Here is a 19,128-nt window from a genome sequence, read left to right as displayed (position 1 = left end):
CCACGTTCAGCTAATTTTAGTCGTCGCTCTTAGCCGCTTTGAAGGCTTCAGCCATTGCGTTTGTGAAATCAGCTTCGTCTTGCTGTTTGTTCACAGACTCAAGAGCTTCTTTCTCTTCAACTTCGTCTTTCGCGCGAATTGACAGGCTCAAGGTACGGTTTTTACGGTCTACGCCCATGAAACGAGCTTCAACTTCGTCGCCTACTTTCAATTCAGTGGTCGCATCTTCAACGCGGTCACGTGAAATGTCAGCTACGCGAACGTAACCTTCAACGCTGTCAGCTAGCTCAACTTTAGCGCCTTTGGCATCAACTTCGATGACCTTACCTTTAACAATAGCACCTTTTTTGTTAGCTGCTAGGTAATTGTTAAACGGATCTTCTTCAAGTTGCTTAATACCCAAAGAAATGCGCTCACGCTCAGCGTCAACTTGTAATACAACAGCAGTAACTTCTTCGCCTTTCTTGAAGTCGCGAACCGCTTCTTCACCAGTTGCGTTCCAGCTAATGTCTGACAAGTGAACCAAACCGTCGATGCCGCCATCAAGACCGATGAAGATACCGAAGTCAGTGATTGACTTGATCTTACCAGACACTTTGTCGCCCTTGTTGAAGTTCTTCGCGAACTCTTCCCACGGGTTAGCTTTACACTGTTTCAGGCCAAGTGAAATACGACGACGTTCTTCGTCGATTTCAAGAACCATAACTTCAACAACGTCATCCAAGTTAACAACTTTAGATGGATGTACGTTCTTGTTGGTCCAATCCATTTCTGAAACGTGAACCAAACCTTCAACGCCTTCTTCGATTTCAACGAAGCAACCGTAGTCAGTTAAGTTGGTTACGCGACCAGTCAAACGGTGACCTTCTGGGTAACGTGCTGCGATATCAGCCCATGGATCAGCACCTAACTGCTTCAGACCCAATGATACGCGAGTACGGTCACGGTCAAACTTCAATACTTTCACGTTGATTTCGTCGCCAACGTTCACAACTTCGCTTGGGTGCTTAACGCGTTTCCAAGCCATGTCGGTGATGTGCAACAAGCCGTCAACGCCGCCCAAGTCTACGAATGCACCGTAATCAGTAAGGTTCTTAACGATACCTTTAACTTCTTGGCCTTCTTGTAGGTTCTCAAGCAACTCATCGCGCTCTGCACTGTTCTCAGTTTCAATCACTGCACGACGTGAAACAACAACGTTGTTGCGCTTCTGGTCAAGCTTGATAACTTTGAACTCTAATTCTTTGTTTTCGAGGTGCGTGGTTTCACGAACCGGACGAACGTCTACCAATGAACCTGGCAAGAACGCGCGTACGCCACCCAAATCAACTGTGAAGCCGCCTTTAACTTTACCGCTGATTAAGCCAGTAACAGTTTCTTGGTCTTCGTATGCTTTCTCAAGCTGCAACCAAGCTTCGTAGCGCTTCGCTTTCTCGCGAGACAGGATAGTTTCACCAAATCCGTCTTCAACGGCGTCCAGGGCAACGTCGATTTCGTCGCCAACTTGAACTTCAACAACGCCTTCAGCGTTACGGAATTGTTCAACTGGGATAGCACTTTCAGATTTCAGACCGGCGTCAACAAGAACAACGTCACGGTTGATAGCTACGATGGTGCCTTTAACGATAGAACCTGGGCGAGTTTCGACCTCTTTGAGGCTTTCTTCAAACAGTTGTGCAAAATTTTCTGACATATGTGTTAACTACTTTTAGTTAAGTACTTCCACCAAGCACTCCCGAATGGCGGGGTTGTTAAAATTGATCTGATGGCTTTCCTTGCTACAGACCCCTAAGCTGATAGCTCGATTAGCTACCCGTCTCAGATTGAGTCAATTTGCCATGAGCAAACTGCAGAATTTGATCAACCACTTCAGTGATGCTCAAATTCGTTGAATCTATAAATAACGAACCCTCAGCAGCACGTAGTGGCGCAACCGAGCGGTTCGTGTCCCGATCATCACGTTCGCGAATTTCGGTGATTAATTGGTCGATTTTAGCATCGATTCCCTTTTCCTGCAATTGCTCAAAGCGACGACGTGCGCGCTCTTCGGGGCTTGCAGTCAAAAATATCTTCGCCGCAGCGTCAGGGAATACAACTGTACCCATATCACGCCCATCAGCAACCAAGCCTGGCAGCTCTTTAAAGGCACGTTGGCGGCGCAATAACGCTTCGCGAACTCGTGGTAATGCGGCAACCTTAGAAGCCATATTCGCCACGTCTTGAGTGCGAATGGTCATGGTGACATCTTCGCCCTCTAAAATAATATGGGTGAGTTCCGGATCTTCTTCGACATCAAACTTCACATCCAAAGAACCAGCTAGCGCCACCAAGCTCTCTTCGTCGTCAGCTGCAAATCCATGATGCAATGCTGCGAGCGCGAGTACGCGATAAATTGCGCCGCTGTCGAGTAAGTGCCAACCGAGTTGATCAGCTAGAATTCGACTGACGGTTCCTTTACCTGATCCGCTTGGGCCATCAATAGTGATAACAGGTGTGTTTTTGGTCATGCGATCCTCTACCAAATAAAAGCGCGGCAATTATACGGATCTGGCAGAAAATTGCACCCTAAATTGGTGAACGTTCCGTGATATCTCTATGAAGATTGCGTGATCGCACGAAATTCATCGAAGAATTTTGGGTAGGTTTTTGAACAGCATTGCGGGTCAGAAATTGTCACACCTGCTTCGCTAAATCCTAATAATGCAAAACACATTGCCATGCGATGATCGTTGTAAGTCGCAATGTCAGCATGCTTGATGGCGTCAGGTGGTGTGACCGAAATAGCGTCTTCGGTTTCCACGACGTGGGCACCCACTTTACGTAATTCGGTGGCCATCGCTTCGAGCCGGTCAGTTTCTTTTATACGCCAGTTAGCTATATTCCGAATGTGAGTTGTGCCTTTAGCGAACAGTGCCAATGTGGCAAACGTCATCGCAGCATCTGGAATCGCATTTAAATCGGCATCCAATGCGCGTAATTCGCCACGCGACACGGTAATTGAATGCGGCGCAACCTGCACATCTGCACCCATTTCCGCTAAATAATCGGCAAATTTTACATCGCCTTGAATGCTCTCGCTACCCACGCCATGCACCGTTAACGGGCCACCACCAATTGCTGCAGCAGCGAGCCAGTAAGACGCAGCGCTCGCATCCCCCTCAACCCAATATTTGCCCGGGCTTTGGTAAGTTTGTTGCCCTGGTATCAAGAATTCTTGACGACAAATACGATGTACCTCAATACCAAAACGCTTGAGCATAGCCAGCGTCAGTTCAATATAAGGCCAAGATACGACCGTTCCGGTAAGCTGGAGTACGCTATCTTGTTGGAGTAACGGTAATGCCATGAGCATGGCTGAAATGTATTGGCTTGAGGCGCTGCCATCAATAGTCAGCAGGCCGCCTTGAAGACCGCCTTTCACCTCAATTGGTGGATACCCTTCATGCTGCAAACAAGTGAGTTCAGCACCACCGGCGCGCAAGGCGTCGACTAACGCTTGTACTGGGCGTTCTTGCATCCGCGCATCGCCGGTTAAAATGCAGTCATGCTTGTGTAACGTCGCACTTAACACAGCCAATAATGGCCGCATCGCCGTGCCAGCATTCCCTAAATCGAGTGCTTTCGGTTGCTTTGGCCAGCGGCCACCACAACCGGTTACTTTAATTGTTGTGCTGGCCTCGTCCGCAACGTCAATTTCAACGCCAAGTTCGATTAGAGCTTCGAGCATGCGTTCGGTGTCGTCGCTTCGCAGCACATTGGTCAAGTTAGTCTCTTGCCCATTGGCACACAGTGCCGCCATCAATAACGCACGATTAGCGATACTTTTCGAGCCGGGCAGTGTCACATCGCCATGACACTGCTGGAGGTTCTTAAGTGTTATTGATGGGGAGCCTGAGGTCATATGACTGCGCTATAAAATGGTTTTCATTGCATCAATGAAGGCTTGGTTTTCACTCGGCAAGCCAATACTAACACGCAAATGATTCGGCAACTGATAGCCGGCCACCGGACGCACAATAACACCAGCTCGAAGTAACTTTTGATACATGTCACCAGCTTCCGAGCCAACTTCAATGGTCAAGAAGTTGCCGTGCGAAGGAATATAGTTCAAACCATTTTCCTCGCAAAACGCTACGAGCTGCTGCATGCCTTCTTTGTTCACGCGAATGGATTCCGCTAGGTACTTGTCATCATCGAGCACCACTTCTGCCGCGCGTAAACTTAAGCTATTCATATTAAAAGGCTGGCGAATACGGTTCATCAAGTCGGCAATGTCCGGATGCGAAATCGCATATCCTGCGCGCAAACCAGCTAAACCGTAAGCTTTTGAGAAAGTACGACTAACAATCAAATTCGGATATTTTGCGACCCACTCGACCGACGGCGCGCGTTCGGCTTCGTCCACGTACTCGTAGTAGGCTTCATCGAGAACCACCAAAACATTACTTGGTACTTGAGCAATAAACTCCGCCAATGACTCGGTGCTTAAAAACGTGCCAGTTGGGTTATTCGGGTTAGCAATAAAAATCATCCGCGTCTTTGGTGTAATCGCCTTCAGCATCGCTGGCAAATCATGCCCATAATCTTTCGCTGGAACGGCTACGCCTGTTGCACCAATGGCCTGTGTTACCAGCGGATACACCACAAACGCGTGCTGCGCAAAAATCACCTCATGGCTGGCATTTACAAACGTGCGAGCTAATAACTCAAGCACATCATTCGATCCATTACCCAAGGTAATTTGATTGGCATTAACGCCAAACTTGGTCGCTAATTTACTTTTCAAGTAAAAGCCGTTGGCATCGGGATAACGCGCCAATCCATTCAAAGTATCTTGCAACGCCGCTTTTACCTTCGCGCTCAGCCCCAGCGGGTTCTCGTTCGAAGCTAACTTCACAATATTCTTAATTCCAAGCTCGCGCTCCACTTCTTCAATGGGCTTGCCCGCCTGATAAGGGCTTAAGTTACGAACCCCAGGATTCGCTAATTCTTTGGCATTAAATTCAGTCATGATTAAGTTCAAATTCGATATTAGTTATTAGATATTGGATATTAGCTAAATGACATCGTTGATATCGAACATCGAAGTTCCAATATCGAATATCTAATAGCTAATATCGCCCTTGTTGTTTTTTAGGCTTTGCGCTCGAATTCGCGCATAAACTCAACTAACGCATCCACCCCAGCCATCGGCATCGCATTGTAAATACTTGCACGCATGCCACCGACAAAACGGTGCCCTTTTAGCCCCAACAGCCCAGCTTGTTCCGCTTGCTTTAAGAAATCACCGTCGAGGCGTTCGTCAGCCAGCAAGAATGGTACGTTCATAATGGAGCGATAGTTAGGGTGAACTGGATTACTATAGAAGTCAGAGCTGTCAATATATTGATACAGTTTATTCGCTTTCGCGTGGTTTAACTGCCCCATGGCCTCGACACCGCCTTGGCGTTTGAGCCATTGGAAAACCAGCGCAGACAAATACCAAGCAAAGGTATTCGGGGTGTTATACATCGAGCGTTCTTTGGCCTGAACGGTGTAATCCATAATCGTCGATGTATTGCCTTGGGCGTGGCCAAGCAAATCATCACGGACTATCGCAATGGCGAATCCAGACGGACCAATATTCTTTTGTGCGCCAGCGTAAATGACACCAAAACGGCTAACGTCGAGTGGCTCAGACAGAATGTTAGATGACATATCGGCGACGATTGGTGCATTCACATCAGGAATGTCATGTAGCGCAATGCCATCCACCGTTTCATTTGGGCAATAATGGAAGTAAGCCGCATTGTCTGACAGTTGCCAGCTTTCGCGCGGTGCTAATGCTTTGCCCTGCTCCGTTTGCACGGAAGCGCCGACAACATTCACATGTTGTACGTATTTTTGCGCTTCGCGAATAGCAAAGTCAGACCAAATACCGCAATTCAGGTAATCGACAGTAGCATTTGGTCCCGCAATATTTTGCGGCACCGCGCTAAACTGACCACGGCCACCACCGTGCATAAACAGCACCTGATAGTTATTCGGAATTGCCATCAAATCGCGCAAGTCTTGCTCAGCTTGCTCGGCCATCCGAATAAAAATCGGATCGCGATGACTAATCTCCATCACTGAAATACCCAGGTTGTTCCAATCTAGGAACTCTTCCTGGGCTTGTTTCATGACCTCTGCCGGCAGCATTGCCGGCCCCGCAGAAAAGTTAAACGGGGCACTCATGCAATTAATCCTCACTTACATCGTCAACCGCTGCGTCATCATCCGCATCGTCATCTAACGGCTCGCTGGTGTCCTCACCTTCTACCGGCTCGTTCAACAGCGCATCAGTTTCGTCATCTTCGTCAACTTCATCAATACGCTGCATGCCAACAACTTGTTCATCGGCACCGGTACGAATCAAGCGCACACCTTGGGTGTTACGCCCAACAATCGACACTTCGCTAACGCGGGTACGTACCAGTGTACCTTTGTTACTAATCAGCATGATTTGGTTCGCTTCAACCACTTCCATGGCGCCAACCACTTGACCGTTGCGCTCACTGACTTTAATTGAAACCACACCTTTGGTTGCGCGACTCTTCGCTGGGTAATCAGTAATTGGTGTGCGTTTACCGTAACCATTTTCGGTTACTGTAAGAATACACGGCACTTCTTCTTCGATGGTTCTCGGCACAATGAGTGATACGACACTCTGACCTTCACCAAGGCGAATTCCGCGCACACCGGTAGCGGTACGTCCCATTGAACGCACTTGATCTTCGCTAAAGCGCACCACTTTGCCGCCGTCAGAGAACAACATGATCTCATCGCCAGCCGTGGTCACGTCAACACCAATCAATTCATCACCATCATTGAGGTTCAGAGCAATGATCCCGCCGCTACGCGGACGTGAGTAGGCTTCCATTGGCGTTTTCTTCACGGTGCCCTTACGGGTTGCCATGACAATATATTTATCTTCTGGGTAGTCGCGGGTTGGCAAGATTGCAGTGATTCGCTCACCCTCTTCCAGTGGCAACAGATTCACAATCGGTCGACCACGTGCAGTGCGTGTGGCCAGCGGTAAATTGTAAACCTTCATCCAATAAATTCGGCCGCGAGTCGAGAAGCACAAAATTGTATCGTGCGTATTGGCTACCCATAATCGTTCAATGAAGTCTTCATCTTTCATCTTGGTAGCTGATTTACCTTTGCCACCACGACGCTGTGCTTCATATTCCGTTAACGGCTGATACTTCACATAACCATGGTGCGACAACGTCACCACCACGTCTTCTTCATTTATCAAATCTTCCATGCTGATATCGTGCGCCGCCGCAGTGATTTCGGTACGACGTGCATCGCCGTATTCCGCCTTCACTTTTTCTAGCTCTTCACGAATCACTTCCATCAAACGCTCAGCGCTATTCAAGATGTGCAGCAATTCTTCAATTTGTTGTAACAGGTTCTTGTATTCTTCAAGAATCTTTTCGTGTTCAAGACCAGTTAACTTGTGCAAACGCAAATCAAGAATGGCTTGGGCCTGTTCTTCAGTCAGATAGTACTGACCGTCACGAATACCAAATTCAGCGCTCAAATGATCAGGACGCGCCGCATCAACACCAGCGCGCTCTAGCATGGCCGCTACATCGCCCAATTGCCATGCACGGCTGGTTAAGCCAGCTTTCGCATCAGCTGCGGTTTGCGAGCGACGAATCAATTCAATCACTTCATCGATATTGGCAAGCGCAATCGCTAAACCTTCTAAGATATGAGCACGTTCACGCGCTTTGCGTAATTCATACACCGAGCGACGTGTCACCACTTCACGACGGTGTAGAATAAAGCATTCCAACATATCGCGAAGGTTAAACAAGCGCGGCTGGTTTTTATCCAGTGCCACCATGTTAATACCGAACACCACTTGCATTTGCGTGTTGGCATATAAGTGGTTCAAGATAACTTCAGAAACTTCACCACGTTTCAGTTCAATAACAATGCGCATGCCGTCTTTATCTGACTCATCGCGCAAACCACTGATACCTTCAAGGCGCTTTTCTTTCACCAGCTCAGCGATTTTCTCAATCAGCTTCGCTTTGTTCACCTGATATGGAATTTCCGTAACAATAATCGCTTCGCGACCATTACTATCGGTTTCAATTTCCGCTTTTGCGCGCAAGTGAATACGACCACGACCGGTTTTATAAGCTTCAATAATACCGGCACGGCCAGAAATACTTGCCGCAGTTGGAAAGTCTGGTCCTGGGATATATTCCATCAATTCATCAATTTGAATATCCGGATTATCAATCATTGCCAAGCAACCATTCACAACTTCAGTTAAGTTGTGTGGCGGAATATTGGTTGCCATACCCACCGCAATACCTGATGAGCCGTTAACCAGAAGGTTCGGTACGCGAGTTGGTAATACTTCAGGAATTTGTTCCGTGCCATCGTAGTTCGGCACAAAGTCGACGGTTTCTTTGTCGAGATCGGAGAGTAATTCGCTGGCTATTTTTGCCATTCTGATTTCGGTATAACGCATGGCTGCTGCGGAGTCACCGTCAACCGAACCAAAGTTACCCTGGCCATCAACCAGCATATACCGCAGCGAGAATGGCTGCGCCATACGAACAATGGTGTCATATACGGCACTATCACCATGCGGGTGATATTTACCAATCACGTCACCAACAATACGGGCTGACTTTTTGTATGGCTTGTTGAAATCATTGCGTAGTTCATTCATCGCGAATAACACGCGACGGTGAACTGGCTTGAGACCATCACGTACATCCGGCAATGCCCGACCTACAATTACACTCATCGCGTAATCGAGGTATGAACTTTTCAGTTCATCTTCAATATTGACCGGAACGACTTCTCTGGCGAGATCACTCATAGTAGTTATATCCCTAAACGCTCTGTCTTTCTTATAATTCGTACGATAGCGCATTGTACCCGTAGCGAGCTGCTATCGCATCTTTTTTTATCCCTGTAGGTTGAGTACACTGTACCGACTTTTAAGCCGTAGCAGAAGCCCTATGACCGCAAATTCGAACGTAGATCCAGCAGAAATTGAAAAATTTAGTGCCATCGCCTCCCGTTGGTGGGACCCAGAAGGCGAATTCAAACCATTACACCTGATTAACCCGTTGCGCCTTGATTATATTTTGCGCCACTGTGATGGTGTTTTTGGTCAACGCGTTCTTGATATTGGCTGCGGTGGAGGCTTATTAGCTGAAGGGTTAGCGAAAGCTGGGGCAACCGTCACCGGTATTGATATGGCGGAGCAGTCGTTACAAGTTGCGCGTTTGCATGCCCTCGAAAGTCAGTTGCAGATTGACTACCAATGTGTTCCTGCCGAGCACTTTGCCAGCGAACACGCCGAACAATTTGACGTGGTTACCTGTTTAGAAATGCTCGAACACGTACCCGACCCGAGTGCTATCGTGAAGGCAGCGGCTGATGCGGTGAAGCCAGGCGGTTACGTATTTTTTTCAACGTTGAACCGAAACGTGAAATCTTGGTTATTAGGTATTGTTGCGGCGGAATATGTATTGGGTTGGGTGCCAAAAGGCACGCATCAACACCAAAAATTTATTCAGCCCGCTGAATTGCTCCGTATGACCGATGCCGCCGGATTGGAAGCGCAAGCCATGACTGGTATGCATTATTTACCTTGGCGCGGTTTTTTCCTTGATGATTCGAATGTGGATGTGAATTACATCGTATGTCTACACAAACCAAAGTAGTACCGCCAAAAGCGGTGTTGTTTGACCTCGATGGTACATTGTTAGATACCGCACCCGATTTGGGCGCTGCATTAAACACCGTGCTAGCCGCCGAGCAGCGTCCATTAATTAGTGCTGCAGAATATACGCCGCTGGCGTCGCATGGTTCTGCTGGACTATTGCGCTATGCCTATGGCGATGAGTTTGACCAACGTCGCGATGAACTGCGCCAAGCGTTTCTAGCCGCCTATGCCGAGCAAATTGCCGTGCACACGCAGTTATTTGATGGTGTAGCTAACTTACTGGAACAGCTAAGCCAGCAACAAATTGCCGTAGCTATTGTCACCAACAAGCCGCAGGCTCTCACGCAGCAATTAGTGCCACACTATCCGCAACTGGCGGGAATTAAAGTGGTGGTGAGTGGTGATACACTGCCAGTGGCTAAGCCCGATCCCGCACCATTACTACATGCGGCAACTCATCTTGGTATTGAAGCGCAACATTGTTGGTACGTTGGTGACGCCGAGCGTGATATTGAAGCCGGGCTGCGCGCCAATATGTTCACCGTGTTAGCAGAATATGGCTATATCAGTGTGACTGACGACACACAGGCTTGGGGCGCACATGCAAAAATTTCCCACCCGCTTGATCTTCCTCAATTGTGGTCGAATTAATTAAATAACACTATATCTTGTGGGTGAATCGATTCACCCATCAAGATCTTGTAAGAGCCTTGTTATACGTGCCTTATAAATTTGTTATCTGAACATCTCATTTAAAAGACAAAAATATAATAAGAAAAATTTTTTTCCTGCTTGATTTTTCTAAGTCGCTTTATTGGCAAGCGTTTTAGCGAAAGCCCCTACTTCACCCACTCATTTACACTGGTTTTTAACGGTAATTTCACTTGATCAGCGTACGATAAGTGCTAGGATACAGGTCATTCAGCCAACCCAAGATGTTGTGTAAAAAACGCACGAGCGACGTCCTGTCGCACCATATCTTGTGGCTACATAAAAAACACATAACAACAACGACTATGGATGCGCCTCATGAATCAACAGCTCTTCGTAACTAAGCGTAGCGGCGAACGTGAACCTCTGAATTTGGACAAAATCCACCGCGTTATTAGCTGGGCCGCGGAAGGCCTCAACGACGTGTCAGTGTCACAAGTTGAAATCAAATCACATATTCAGTTTTACGATGGCATTAAAACTGAAGACATTCATGAAACCATTATCAAAGCGGCCGCCGACTTAATTTCTGAGGAAGCACCAGATTATCAATATATGGCTGCACGCTTAGCTATTTTCCATTTGCGCAAGTTGGCGTACGGCAAATTCGAACCGCCTCATTTGTATGATCAAGTGACGAAAATGGTTGAGTCAGGTCGCTATGATAAGCACCTGCTAACCGACTATAGCAAAGAAGAATTCGAGCAAATGAATGATTTCATTGATCATTCGCGCGATTTGAATTTCTCTTATGCGGCGGTGAAACAGTTGGAAGGTAAATACCTTGTTCAGAACCGCGTCACTGGCGATATCTACGAAAGCGCGCAATTCTTGTATGTATTGGTTGCCGCGTGCTTGTTTGCTAACTATCCAAAAGAAACACGCTTAGATTACGTAAAACGATTTTACGACGCGACATCGCAGTTCAAAATCTCATTACCAACCCCAATTATGGCGGGTGTGCGCACACCGACTCGTCAATTTAGCTCGTGCGTATTAATTGAAGCCGGCGATAGCCTCGATTCCATTAACGCCACCGCAAGCGCCATCGTGAAATATGTGTCGCAACGTGCAGGTATCGGTATTAACGCCGGTCGCATTCGTGCACTCGGTAGCCCAATTCGTGGTGGCGAAGCGTTCCATACTGGTTGTATTCCATTCTATAAATACTTCCAAACAGCGGTAAAAAGCTGTTCTCAAGGTGGTGTCCGTGGTGGCGCAGCTACCCTTTTCTATCCGCTGTGGCATTTGGAAGTTGAAAGTCTTTTGGTACTCAAGAACAACCGTGGTGTTGAAGAAAACCGCGTTCGTCACCTCGATTACGGCGTGCAATTTAACCGAGTGATGTATCAACGCTTAATTAAAGACGATTACATCACCCTGTTTAGCCCGTCGGACGTGCCGGGCTTATACGATGCCTTCTTCGCTGACCAAGATGAATTTGAGCGCTTGTACAAACAGTACGAAGCCGACGAGTCAATTCGTAAGAAGCGCATTAAAGCCATTGAATTATTCAGTCTGTTCATGCAAGAGCGTGCGAGCACGGGCCGCATCTACTTGCAAAACGTCGACCATTGCAATACTCACAGCCCATTTGATCCGAAAGTGGCGCCGATTCGCCAGAGCAACTTGTGTCTGGAAATCGCCCTGCCAACCAAGCCGTTGGCACACGTGAACGATGAAGAAGGTGAAATTGCCCTATGCACGCTGTCCGCCTTTAACCTAGGCGCGATCAAATCACTGGATGACTTGGAAGAGATGGCTGAATTAGCCGTGCGCGCGCTCGACAGCCTCCTCGACTATCAAGAATACCCAGTGCCGGCAGCGCGTAATGCCACCATGGGGCGTCGTACCTTAGGTATCGGTGTAATCAACTACGCCTATTATTTAGCGAAAAATGGCGTGCGTTATTCTGACGGGTCAGCTAATGGCCTCACCCACCGTACTTTCGAGGCTATTCAGTACTATCTGATGAAAGCGTCGATGAACTTGGCGAAAGAAATGGGTGCGTGTCCGAAGTTTAATGAAACAACCTACTCAAAAGGCATTATGCCAATTGATACCTACAAGAAAGATCTCGATGCCGTGTGCAGCGAGCCATTGCATTACGATTGGGATAGTTTACGCGAAGACGTTAAGAAATACGGCATGCGTAACTCAACCTTATCAGCGTTGATGCCATCAGAAACGTCGTCGCAAATATCGAATGCGACCAATGGTATTGAGCCGCCACGCGGACATATCAGCGTAAAAGCATCAAAAGACGGTATCACCAAGCAAGTTGTACCTGAGTACGAAACGTTGAAGCACGCGTATGAATTACTATGGCAAATTCCAAGTAACAAAGGTTATTTAGAGCTTGTCGGTATTATGCAGAAGTTTGTCGATCAAACCATTTCAGCCAATACAAACTACGACCCGAACAAGTTTGAAGCGGGCAAAGTGCCAATGAAGCAGTTGCTACAAGACTTGCTTTATGCGTACAAACTTGGCGTGAAAACATTGTATTACCACAACACGCGTGACGGTGCGTCTGACAATCAGGTTGACCTACGCGATAAAGTTGAAGCCAAAACACGTGAAGTAGAAAACCAACAAGCAACCGTAGCCGTAGTCGAAGAAGACGACGATTGCGCCGGCGGTGCTTGCAAAATTTAACAACGTGGAACGGCCAACAATTAAGGTGCGCTAAATTATGAGTTATTCAACGTTTAATCAAAATCAGAGTAACCCGCTACACGAACCGATGTTTTTTGGTAATTCGGTGAACGTGGCGCGTTATGACCAACAAAAACACAGTATTTTTGAAAAGCTCATCGAGAAACAAATCAGCTTCTTCTGGCGTCCAGAAGAAGTTGACGTGAGCCGCGACCGCGTTGATTTTCAGGCACTTACCGAAAGTGAAAAGCACATTTTTATTTCGAACCTGAAATATCAAACGTTGCTCGATTCGGTACAAGGCCGTAGCCCGAACATTGCGTTGCTACCAATTGTATCCATTCCAGAGCTCGAAACTTGGATTGAGACCTGGTCGTTTTTTGAAACGATTCACTCGCGCTCGTACACGCATATTTTGCGTAATCTCTTTACTGACCCGAGTGAAGTTTTCGAAGACATCGTGATCAACGAAGAAATTCAAAAACGCGCTATCGACATATCGCAATATTACGACGATTTAATTTTCTACACCCAACTTTGGCAAACCCACGGTGAAGGTGAATGGGAAGTTGATGGCGAAATGCATACGGTGAACATGCGTGAGCTCAAGAAAAAGTTATTCTTGTGCATCAATTCAGTCAATGCGCTTGAAGCAATTCGCTTCTACGTGAGCTTTGCCTGTACGTTTGCCTTTGCCGAGCGTGATCTAATGGAAGGTAACTCCAAGATCATTCGTTTAATTGCTCGTGACGAAAACCTCCACTTGGTTTCAACCCAGCAAATCCTAAACCTCTGGCAATACGGCAAAGACGACCCTGAAATGAAAGAAATTGCCGAAGAGCTTCGTGACGAAGCACTCGCAATTTTTATGAAGGCCGTTGAGCAAGAAAAGCAGTGGGCACACTACCTGTTCCGCAACGGTTCAATGATTGGTTTGAACGAAGAAATGCTCTGCCAATATGTTGAATATATTGCCAATATGCGAATGGAAGCGATTGGCTTTGACGCACCATTCAAACAGCGCAGTAACCCATTACCATGGATGAATAAATATCTTGTCTCTGACAACGTTCAAGTTGCACCACAAGAAGCTGAAATCACATCTTACTTAGTGGGCCAAATCGATAGCGAAGTGAGTGCCGCCGATTTGGGAGACTTCGAACTTTAATTCTCCCATGAGCCAGCTTTTTAAAGTTAAAGTCAACGGTCAGCACGAGCTGACCGTTGATGCTTCACAAGGTACAACTCTGCTTGAAGCAATGGAACAAGCCGGCTTAGAACCGCATTACCATTGCCGTAATGGCTTTTGCGGTGCTTGCCGAGTGCAACTTGTTAGCGGTGAAGTCGATTATTTGAACGACCCACTCGCGTTTATCCGACCTGGCGACTGCCTCGCCTGCTGCTGTACCGCAAAAACCGACCTCGAAATTAATCAATAAATCGACAAAATCGATAATCCATATCAACGAAACCCATTGGCATCTCATCGTTGTTTATAGGAAAATACGCGGTAATTATTGCTTTTTAAAAATAGGAGTAGCGAATGTTCACTGTGATCTTTGGTCGTCCTGGCTGTCCATACTGCGTACGCGCTGTAAAAATTGCTGAGAAATTAGCAGAAGACCGTGACGACTTTGAGTTCCGTTACATCGACATGCACGCCGAAGGCATCAGCAAGGCGGACTTAGAAAAAACTGTCGGCAAGCCGGTGTTAACCGTGCCACAGATCTTTGTAGACGAGCAGCACATTGGCGGTTGCGATGATTTTGAAGCTTACTCGCGCGCTAACCTTGGCTTATACGCTAGTTAAGGCTTGTCGCACCCGTTTTTCAGAGATTGGGAAACGGGTGCCTAAGGTTTGAGCAAACAAACTCACTCGAAGTTCTTCAATCATCCAACGAATGTCTTTCACTGCCTTAGGTATCTCCTGACCCTTTTGATATTTCGCCAACAACGCTTGGTAATCTTGTTGCAGACCAGTCACTGTCAGCGTGTGTAGTCGGTCTTTATTCGGATCAACCGGTAGTTTTTCAAGACGACGTTCAATAGCTTGCAAATACCTCACAATATCCGCTAGGCGGGCTGCACCAACATCGCTTACAAAGCCACGATAAACAAGATGGTCCAGCTGTTCTTTAATATCGCCATGAGCCTGAATTTGATCCAGACTCACCTTGCCTTTTAAACGTTTTCGAATGGTTTGGCTTTGTATTAAACACGGCTCGACCAAGTTCGCAATGGCCGTGACGCGCTCATTTAATTCCGCACGAGCAACCTCATAAAGCTGCTGAAATGTTTCAGCATCGCGCGCATTATTAGCCTCGATCATTTCATCCAAGGCAGCAACAATGCAGTCATTGATTAAATCATCAACCTTCCCCCAAGGATTGTAATACATCGCCAATTTCGCTTTATTTGACAGCGATTGCTGTAAATAACGAACCGGCGACGGTAGCTGCGCAAGAAGTAGTTGGCGTAAGCCCTGCCGATGCGCTTGCTGCGCTTGTGCTGACGTATCAAATAACTCTTGACGCACCCCTTCACCATCGGGAACGAGGGCTGGGTAAGCTTTAATCGCATAACCTTGTTGTTGTCTCTCAAGGGTATCTGGCAATGCACCGAAAACCCATTCGGTTGCAGCGGTCTGTGTCGGTTCGGTTCGTTGCACAGCACGTTTCAGCGCATGCTTCACTTGCCCCTGCATGGCTTGTTGCAAACTCTCTAAGTCACGGCTCATTCGCAAGGTTTCACCGCGCTCATCTAACACCGCATAATTCATCCGCAAGTGCTGTGGCAGTTGCGTCGCATCCCACGCCTCTGCCGGAACAGTGACCCCGGTCATACGCCGTAACTTAGCCGCTAAAGCATCTAACAATGGCGTAGTTGCAATAACTTCGGCACTGCAGTCAGCCAAGAATGCTTGCGCATAGTTCGGTGCTGGCACAAAGTTTCGTCGTAAAGTTTTAGGCAGCGATTTAATCCACGCCACGACTAAATCATGTCGCAACGCTGGAATTAACCAATCAAATCCATGCGTTGTCAGCTGATTCAGCAGTGCCAGAGGCACTTCAACCGTCACACCATCATCCGCGGCATTCGGATCAAAGACGTAACGCAACTTTAGGCGCAGGTTCCCTTGTTGCCACGTCTCGGGATAATCCAACTCGGTAACATGAGAGGCATCCTGCGCCATCAAATCATCGCGCTCAAAACGTAATAACTGCGGTTGTCGTTTTACTGCCTTATGCCACCACCCGCTGAGTAGCTGCTCGTTATAAATACCAGCAGGGATCTCGCGGTCATAGGCGTCAAACAACGCTGCGTCATCAACCAGAATATCGCGACGCCGCGATTTCTCCTCCAGCATCCGCACATCATCAATTAACGCCCGATTATGTGCGATAAACGGTAAGTCACGATTCAACTGGCCTTGCACTAGGCCTTCGCGAATAAAAATTTCACGCGCTTCAGCGGCATTCACCGGACCGTATTGAACCTTTCGACGCGGCACGATAATCAGGCCAAATAGCGTGACCTGCTCGTCGGCGATAACCGAGCCCTGCTTCTTTGAAAAATGTGGCTCAAAATAATTACGCTTCACCAGGTGCATGGCCGCCGGCTCAATCCATTCCGGTTCGATACGTGCGTTCATTCGGGCATACAGCCTTGATGTCTCTACCAGCTCAGCAGCCATCACCCACTTGGGCGATTTCTTGAACAAGCCAGAACCAGGAAAAATATAAAATTTACGGTTACGCGCACCAAGATACTCGTGGCCTTCTTGCTTCTGCCCTAATTGCGACAACATACCGGTTAACAGTGCACGATGAACGGCTTCGTAAGAAGCTGGTTCTTGGTTAATTCGAAACCCTAAACCGCGCACCGTTTGCCGTACTTGCGTATAAACATCTTGCCATTCACGTACGCGCAGAAAGTGCAGGAACTCCTGTTTCAAACGTTTTCTGAATTGCGTTTTAGACAACTCATGTTGCAATTCGGTTAAGTAACCCCAGAGCTTTAGGAAGCCCATAAAGTCAGAATCTTTATCGTGAAAACGTTGATGTAACTCATCCGCCTTTTGCGAACCTTGCTGCGGACGCTCACGCGGATCTTGAATACTCAGTGCGGCTACAATCACCATTACTTCTTGCATGCAGCCATAATCGTTAGCCGCCAACACCATGCGGGCTAATCGAGGATCCAGCGGTAATTGCGCCAGCTGACGTCCAACCGCGGTTAATCGCGGACCTTGATAACCACCGCGTGATTTTTGACGATTTTGCCGACGACCACTCGAGGCAATGGCATGCAGTTCTTGGAGTAAGTTAACCCCATCGTTAATGTAGCGTTCGTCAGGTCGTTCAATGAATGGAAACTTTCGAATATCCCCTAACTTCGCCGAGGTCATTTGAAGAATAACCGCCGCAAGATTGGTGCGAAGTATTTCAGGGTCAGTGTATTCAGGGCGAGCGAGAAAATCCTCCTCACTATACAGTCGAATACAGACGCCAGGCGCGACACGGCCGCATCGCCCTGCCCGCTGATTAGCGCTAGCTTGCGAGATTTTCTCAATGGGTAGTCGTTGTACTTTGGTGCGATAACTGTAGCGACTAATTCGTGCGGTACCCGGATCAATGACATAACGAATACCCGGCACGGTTAGAGAGGTTTCGGCAACGTTTGTTGCAATGACCACACGGCGCATTGTGTGGGGTTGAAATATACGATTTTGCTCAGCCGCTGATAAGCGCGCAAATAACGGTAAAACTTCAGTATTTGCCAACTTTAGTTCACCAATGGCTTCGGCAAAATCGCGAATTTCACGTTCACCACTAGCAAAAATGAGTACATCGCCCGCTGCTTCACGCTGTAATTCTTGTACCGCATCACAAACACCCTGAACAACATCCAAGTCATCATCATCCGTATCGGCATCCTGTAGCGGACGATAACGAATTTCTACAGGGTAAGTGCGTCCGCTGACAGTAATGATTGGTGCCGCATTGAAATGTTTCGAGAAACGTTCAGTTTCAATGGTAGCCGAGGTAATGATCAGTTTTAACTCAGGTCGTTTCGGCAATAAAGTCGATAAGACGCCTAACAGAAAATCGATATTCAGACTGCGCTCATGCGCTTCATCAATAATAATGGCATCGTACTTAGACAATAGACGATCGGTTTGTAACTCGGCCAGCAACATCCCATCAGTCACTAGCTTAATCCGCGTTCCCGCTGCTGTTTCATCCTGAAATCGTACTTTGTAGCCAACCACTGAACCTAATTCGGTTTGCAGTTCTTGTGCAATGCGCGCGGCAACGCTGCGAGCGGCTAATCGACGCGGCTGCGTATGACCGATCATGCGCCCTTCTTCGGCATTGCCGTAGCCCATCTCAAGTAGCATTTTCGGTAATTGAGTCGTTTTACCAGACCCCGTTTCACCGGCAATAATCACCACTTGGTGTTTCGCAATGGCGCTTTGGATGGTCTGTTTTTCTTGTACGACAGGTAAGTCAGCTGGAAATTGAATGGCGCGCACGTCAGTCCTAAGTCATAAAAAAGCTGACGCTAGTTTACCAGCGTCAGCCCTTGATGTTAACGGCGAGAGTACCCATCACGTAAATGTAAATCGATTGCCCGCAATACATCCGTTCTTGTGATCACGCCTATTAACTGGCGTTCAGTATCAACCACTGGGTACATCTTTGGTTTATTGGCTGTCATTTGCTGCGCCAAATCGGTGATAGATGAATCCGCATCCACCGTCACCACATCGCCACGATACATACAGTCACCGACCGTGGCACTTTGTTCATTGTGATAGGTATCGCGCAACATCGTCGCCAAGCAGTCTTGTTCAGACAAAAAGCCCACTAACTTATGTTGCGCATCGACCACCGGACCGCCACGCTGATTACTTTGTAGCAACACTGATACGGCGGCTTCAATTGACATCTCGGGTGAAAAACTCACGGGATGACGATTCATATAATCAACGACCTTTAATGAATGCATGGCGTACCTCTCTTGTT

At 47.6% G+C, this 19,128-nt stretch carries 14 protein-coding genes; 6 read left to right on the top strand and 8 right to left on the bottom strand.

Translation table 11 applies throughout. The annotated features are described in order from the left end of the window. Window positions 1-16: 16 nt before the first annotated feature. The 6 genes from rpsA to gyrA form a co-directional block, all read right to left on the bottom strand. Window positions 17-1,693: a 30S ribosomal protein S1 gene (rpsA, locus tag LG272_RS07530; RefSeq protein WP_126758737.1), complete on the bottom strand. Its 1,677-nt coding sequence runs from the start codon at window positions 1,691-1,693 to the stop codon at window positions 17-19. A gap of 112 nt (window positions 1,694-1,805) precedes the next feature. Then, complete coding sequence (gene cmk, locus LG272_RS07525; RefSeq protein WP_092854813.1) at window positions 1,806-2,507, bottom strand: (d)CMP kinase; 702 nt, start codon at window positions 2,505-2,507, stop codon at window positions 1,806-1,808. An 86-nt stretch (window positions 2,508-2,593) separates the two neighbouring features. Then, window positions 2,594-3,901: a 3-phosphoshikimate 1-carboxyvinyltransferase gene (gene aroA / locus LG272_RS07520; protein WP_126758736.1), complete on the bottom strand. Its 1,308-nt coding sequence runs from the start codon at window positions 3,899-3,901 to the stop codon at window positions 2,594-2,596. A gap of 9 nt (window positions 3,902-3,910) precedes the next feature. After that, a complete protein-coding gene (hisC, locus tag LG272_RS07515; RefSeq protein WP_404407707.1) occupies window positions 3,911-5,011 on the bottom strand; it encodes a histidinol-phosphate transaminase in 1,101 nt (366 codons plus the stop codon). Between the two features lie 122 nt (window positions 5,012-5,133). After that, entirely contained in the window at window positions 5,134-6,216 is a 1,083-nt protein-coding gene (gene serC, locus LG272_RS07510; RefSeq protein ID WP_404407705.1) for a 3-phosphoserine/phosphohydroxythreonine transaminase, read from the bottom strand. A gap of 4 nt (window positions 6,217-6,220) precedes the next feature. Next, entirely contained in the window at window positions 6,221-8,875 is a 2,655-nt protein-coding gene (gyrA, locus tag LG272_RS07505) for a DNA topoisomerase (ATP-hydrolyzing) subunit A (protein WP_404407703.1), read from the bottom strand. Window positions 8,876-9,017: 142 nt separating this feature from the next. Here gyrA and ubiG point away from each other — a divergent pair, with 142 nt between their 5' ends. From ubiG to LG272_RS07475, 6 genes are all read left to right on the top strand, one after another. Beyond that, window positions 9,018-9,728, top strand: coding sequence for a bifunctional 2-polyprenyl-6-hydroxyphenol methylase/3-demethylubiquinol 3-O-methyltransferase UbiG (ubiG, locus tag LG272_RS07500; protein WP_404407701.1), 711 nt, complete (start codon window positions 9,018-9,020; stop codon window positions 9,726-9,728). Beyond that, window positions 9,707-10,381, top strand: a complete 675-nt coding sequence (locus LG272_RS07495; protein ID WP_404407699.1) for an HAD family hydrolase — start codon at window positions 9,707-9,709, stop codon at window positions 10,379-10,381. The genes ubiG and LG272_RS07495 overlap by 22 nt, the downstream gene beginning before the upstream one ends. Before the next feature lie 378 nt (window positions 10,382-10,759). Then, window positions 10,760-13,099 (top strand): class 1a ribonucleoside-diphosphate reductase subunit alpha, encoded by a 2,340-nt coding sequence (nrdA, locus tag LG272_RS07490; protein ID WP_126758730.1) that lies wholly within the window; start codon window positions 10,760-10,762, stop codon window positions 13,097-13,099. A gap of 37 nt (window positions 13,100-13,136) precedes the next feature. Then, entirely contained in the window at window positions 13,137-14,267 is a 1,131-nt protein-coding gene (gene nrdB / locus LG272_RS07485) for a class Ia ribonucleoside-diphosphate reductase subunit beta (protein WP_126758729.1), read from the top strand. A 7-nt stretch (window positions 14,268-14,274) separates the two neighbouring features. Then, the gene (gene yfaE, locus LG272_RS07480; protein WP_126758728.1) at window positions 14,275-14,538 is read left to right on the top strand and encodes a class I ribonucleotide reductase maintenance protein YfaE; all 264 of its coding nucleotides are present in this window, start codon (window positions 14,275-14,277) and stop codon (window positions 14,536-14,538) included. A 104-nt stretch (window positions 14,539-14,642) separates the two neighbouring features. Continuing rightward, the gene (locus LG272_RS07475) at window positions 14,643-14,909 is read left to right on the top strand and encodes a GrxA family glutaredoxin (protein WP_404407696.1); all 267 of its coding nucleotides are present in this window, start codon (window positions 14,643-14,645) and stop codon (window positions 14,907-14,909) included. Here the strand turns inward: LG272_RS07475 and hrpA are convergent. Together hrpA and LG272_RS07465 are read right to left on the bottom strand one after the other, a co-directional pair. Then, on the bottom strand, window positions 14,895-18,635 hold the full coding sequence (gene hrpA / locus LG272_RS07470) for an ATP-dependent RNA helicase HrpA (protein ID WP_404407693.1): 3,741 nt from the start codon (window positions 18,633-18,635) through the stop codon (window positions 14,895-14,897). The two genes, LG272_RS07475 and hrpA, sit on opposite strands and share 15 nt — an antisense overlap. A gap of 56 nt (window positions 18,636-18,691) precedes the next feature. Beyond that, on the bottom strand, window positions 18,692-19,111 hold the full coding sequence (locus LG272_RS07465; protein ID WP_126758725.1) for a CBS domain-containing protein: 420 nt from the start codon (window positions 19,109-19,111) through the stop codon (window positions 18,692-18,694). Window positions 19,112-19,128 lie beyond the last annotated feature (17 nt).

Origin of the sequence: Pseudidiomarina marina, from assembly GCF_044807045.1 — a bacterium.
Taxonomy (GTDB): Bacteria; Pseudomonadota; Gammaproteobacteria; order Enterobacterales; family Alteromonadaceae; genus Pseudidiomarina; species Pseudidiomarina marina.
Note: the sequence above shows the minus strand (reverse complement) of the source record. Positions and strands in the feature narration are given on the sequence as shown.

Excerpts from the sequence above, each read along its gene's own strand:
- rpsA (WP_126758737.1), bottom strand. The coding sequence starts at position 1,693 with ATGTCAGAAAATTTTGCACAACTGTTTGAAGAAAGCCTCAAAGAGGTC.
- cmk (WP_092854813.1), bottom strand. The coding sequence starts at position 2,507 with ATGACCAAAAACACACCTGTTATCACTATTGATGGCCCAAGCGGATCA.
- aroA (WP_126758736.1), bottom strand. The coding sequence starts at position 3,901 with ATGACCTCAGGCTCCCCATCAATAACACTTAAGAACCTCCAGCAGTGT.
- hisC (WP_404407707.1), bottom strand. The coding sequence starts at position 5,011 with ATGACTGAATTTAATGCCAAAGAATTAGCGAATCCTGGGGTTCGTAAC.
- serC (WP_404407705.1), bottom strand. The coding sequence starts at position 6,216 with ATGAGTGCCCCGTTTAACTTTTCTGCGGGGCCGGCAATGCTGCCGGCA.
- gyrA (WP_404407703.1), bottom strand. The coding sequence starts at position 8,875 with ATGAGTGATCTCGCCAGAGAAGTCGTTCCGGTCAATATTGAAGATGAA.
- ubiG (WP_404407701.1), top strand. The coding sequence starts at position 9,018 with ATGACCGCAAATTCGAACGTAGATCCAGCAGAAATTGAAAAATTTAGT.
- LG272_RS07495 (WP_404407699.1), top strand. The coding sequence starts at position 9,707 with ATGTCTACACAAACCAAAGTAGTACCGCCAAAAGCGGTGTTGTTTGAC.
- nrdA (WP_126758730.1), top strand. The coding sequence starts at position 10,760 with ATGAATCAACAGCTCTTCGTAACTAAGCGTAGCGGCGAACGTGAACCT.
- nrdB (WP_126758729.1), top strand. The coding sequence starts at position 13,137 with ATGAGTTATTCAACGTTTAATCAAAATCAGAGTAACCCGCTACACGAA.
- yfaE (WP_126758728.1), top strand. The coding sequence starts at position 14,275 with ATGAGCCAGCTTTTTAAAGTTAAAGTCAACGGTCAGCACGAGCTGACC.
- LG272_RS07475 (WP_404407696.1), top strand. The coding sequence starts at position 14,643 with ATGTTCACTGTGATCTTTGGTCGTCCTGGCTGTCCATACTGCGTACGC.
- LG272_RS07465 (WP_126758725.1), bottom strand. The coding sequence starts at position 19,111 with ATGCATTCATTAAAGGTCGTTGATTATATGAATCGTCATCCCGTGAGT.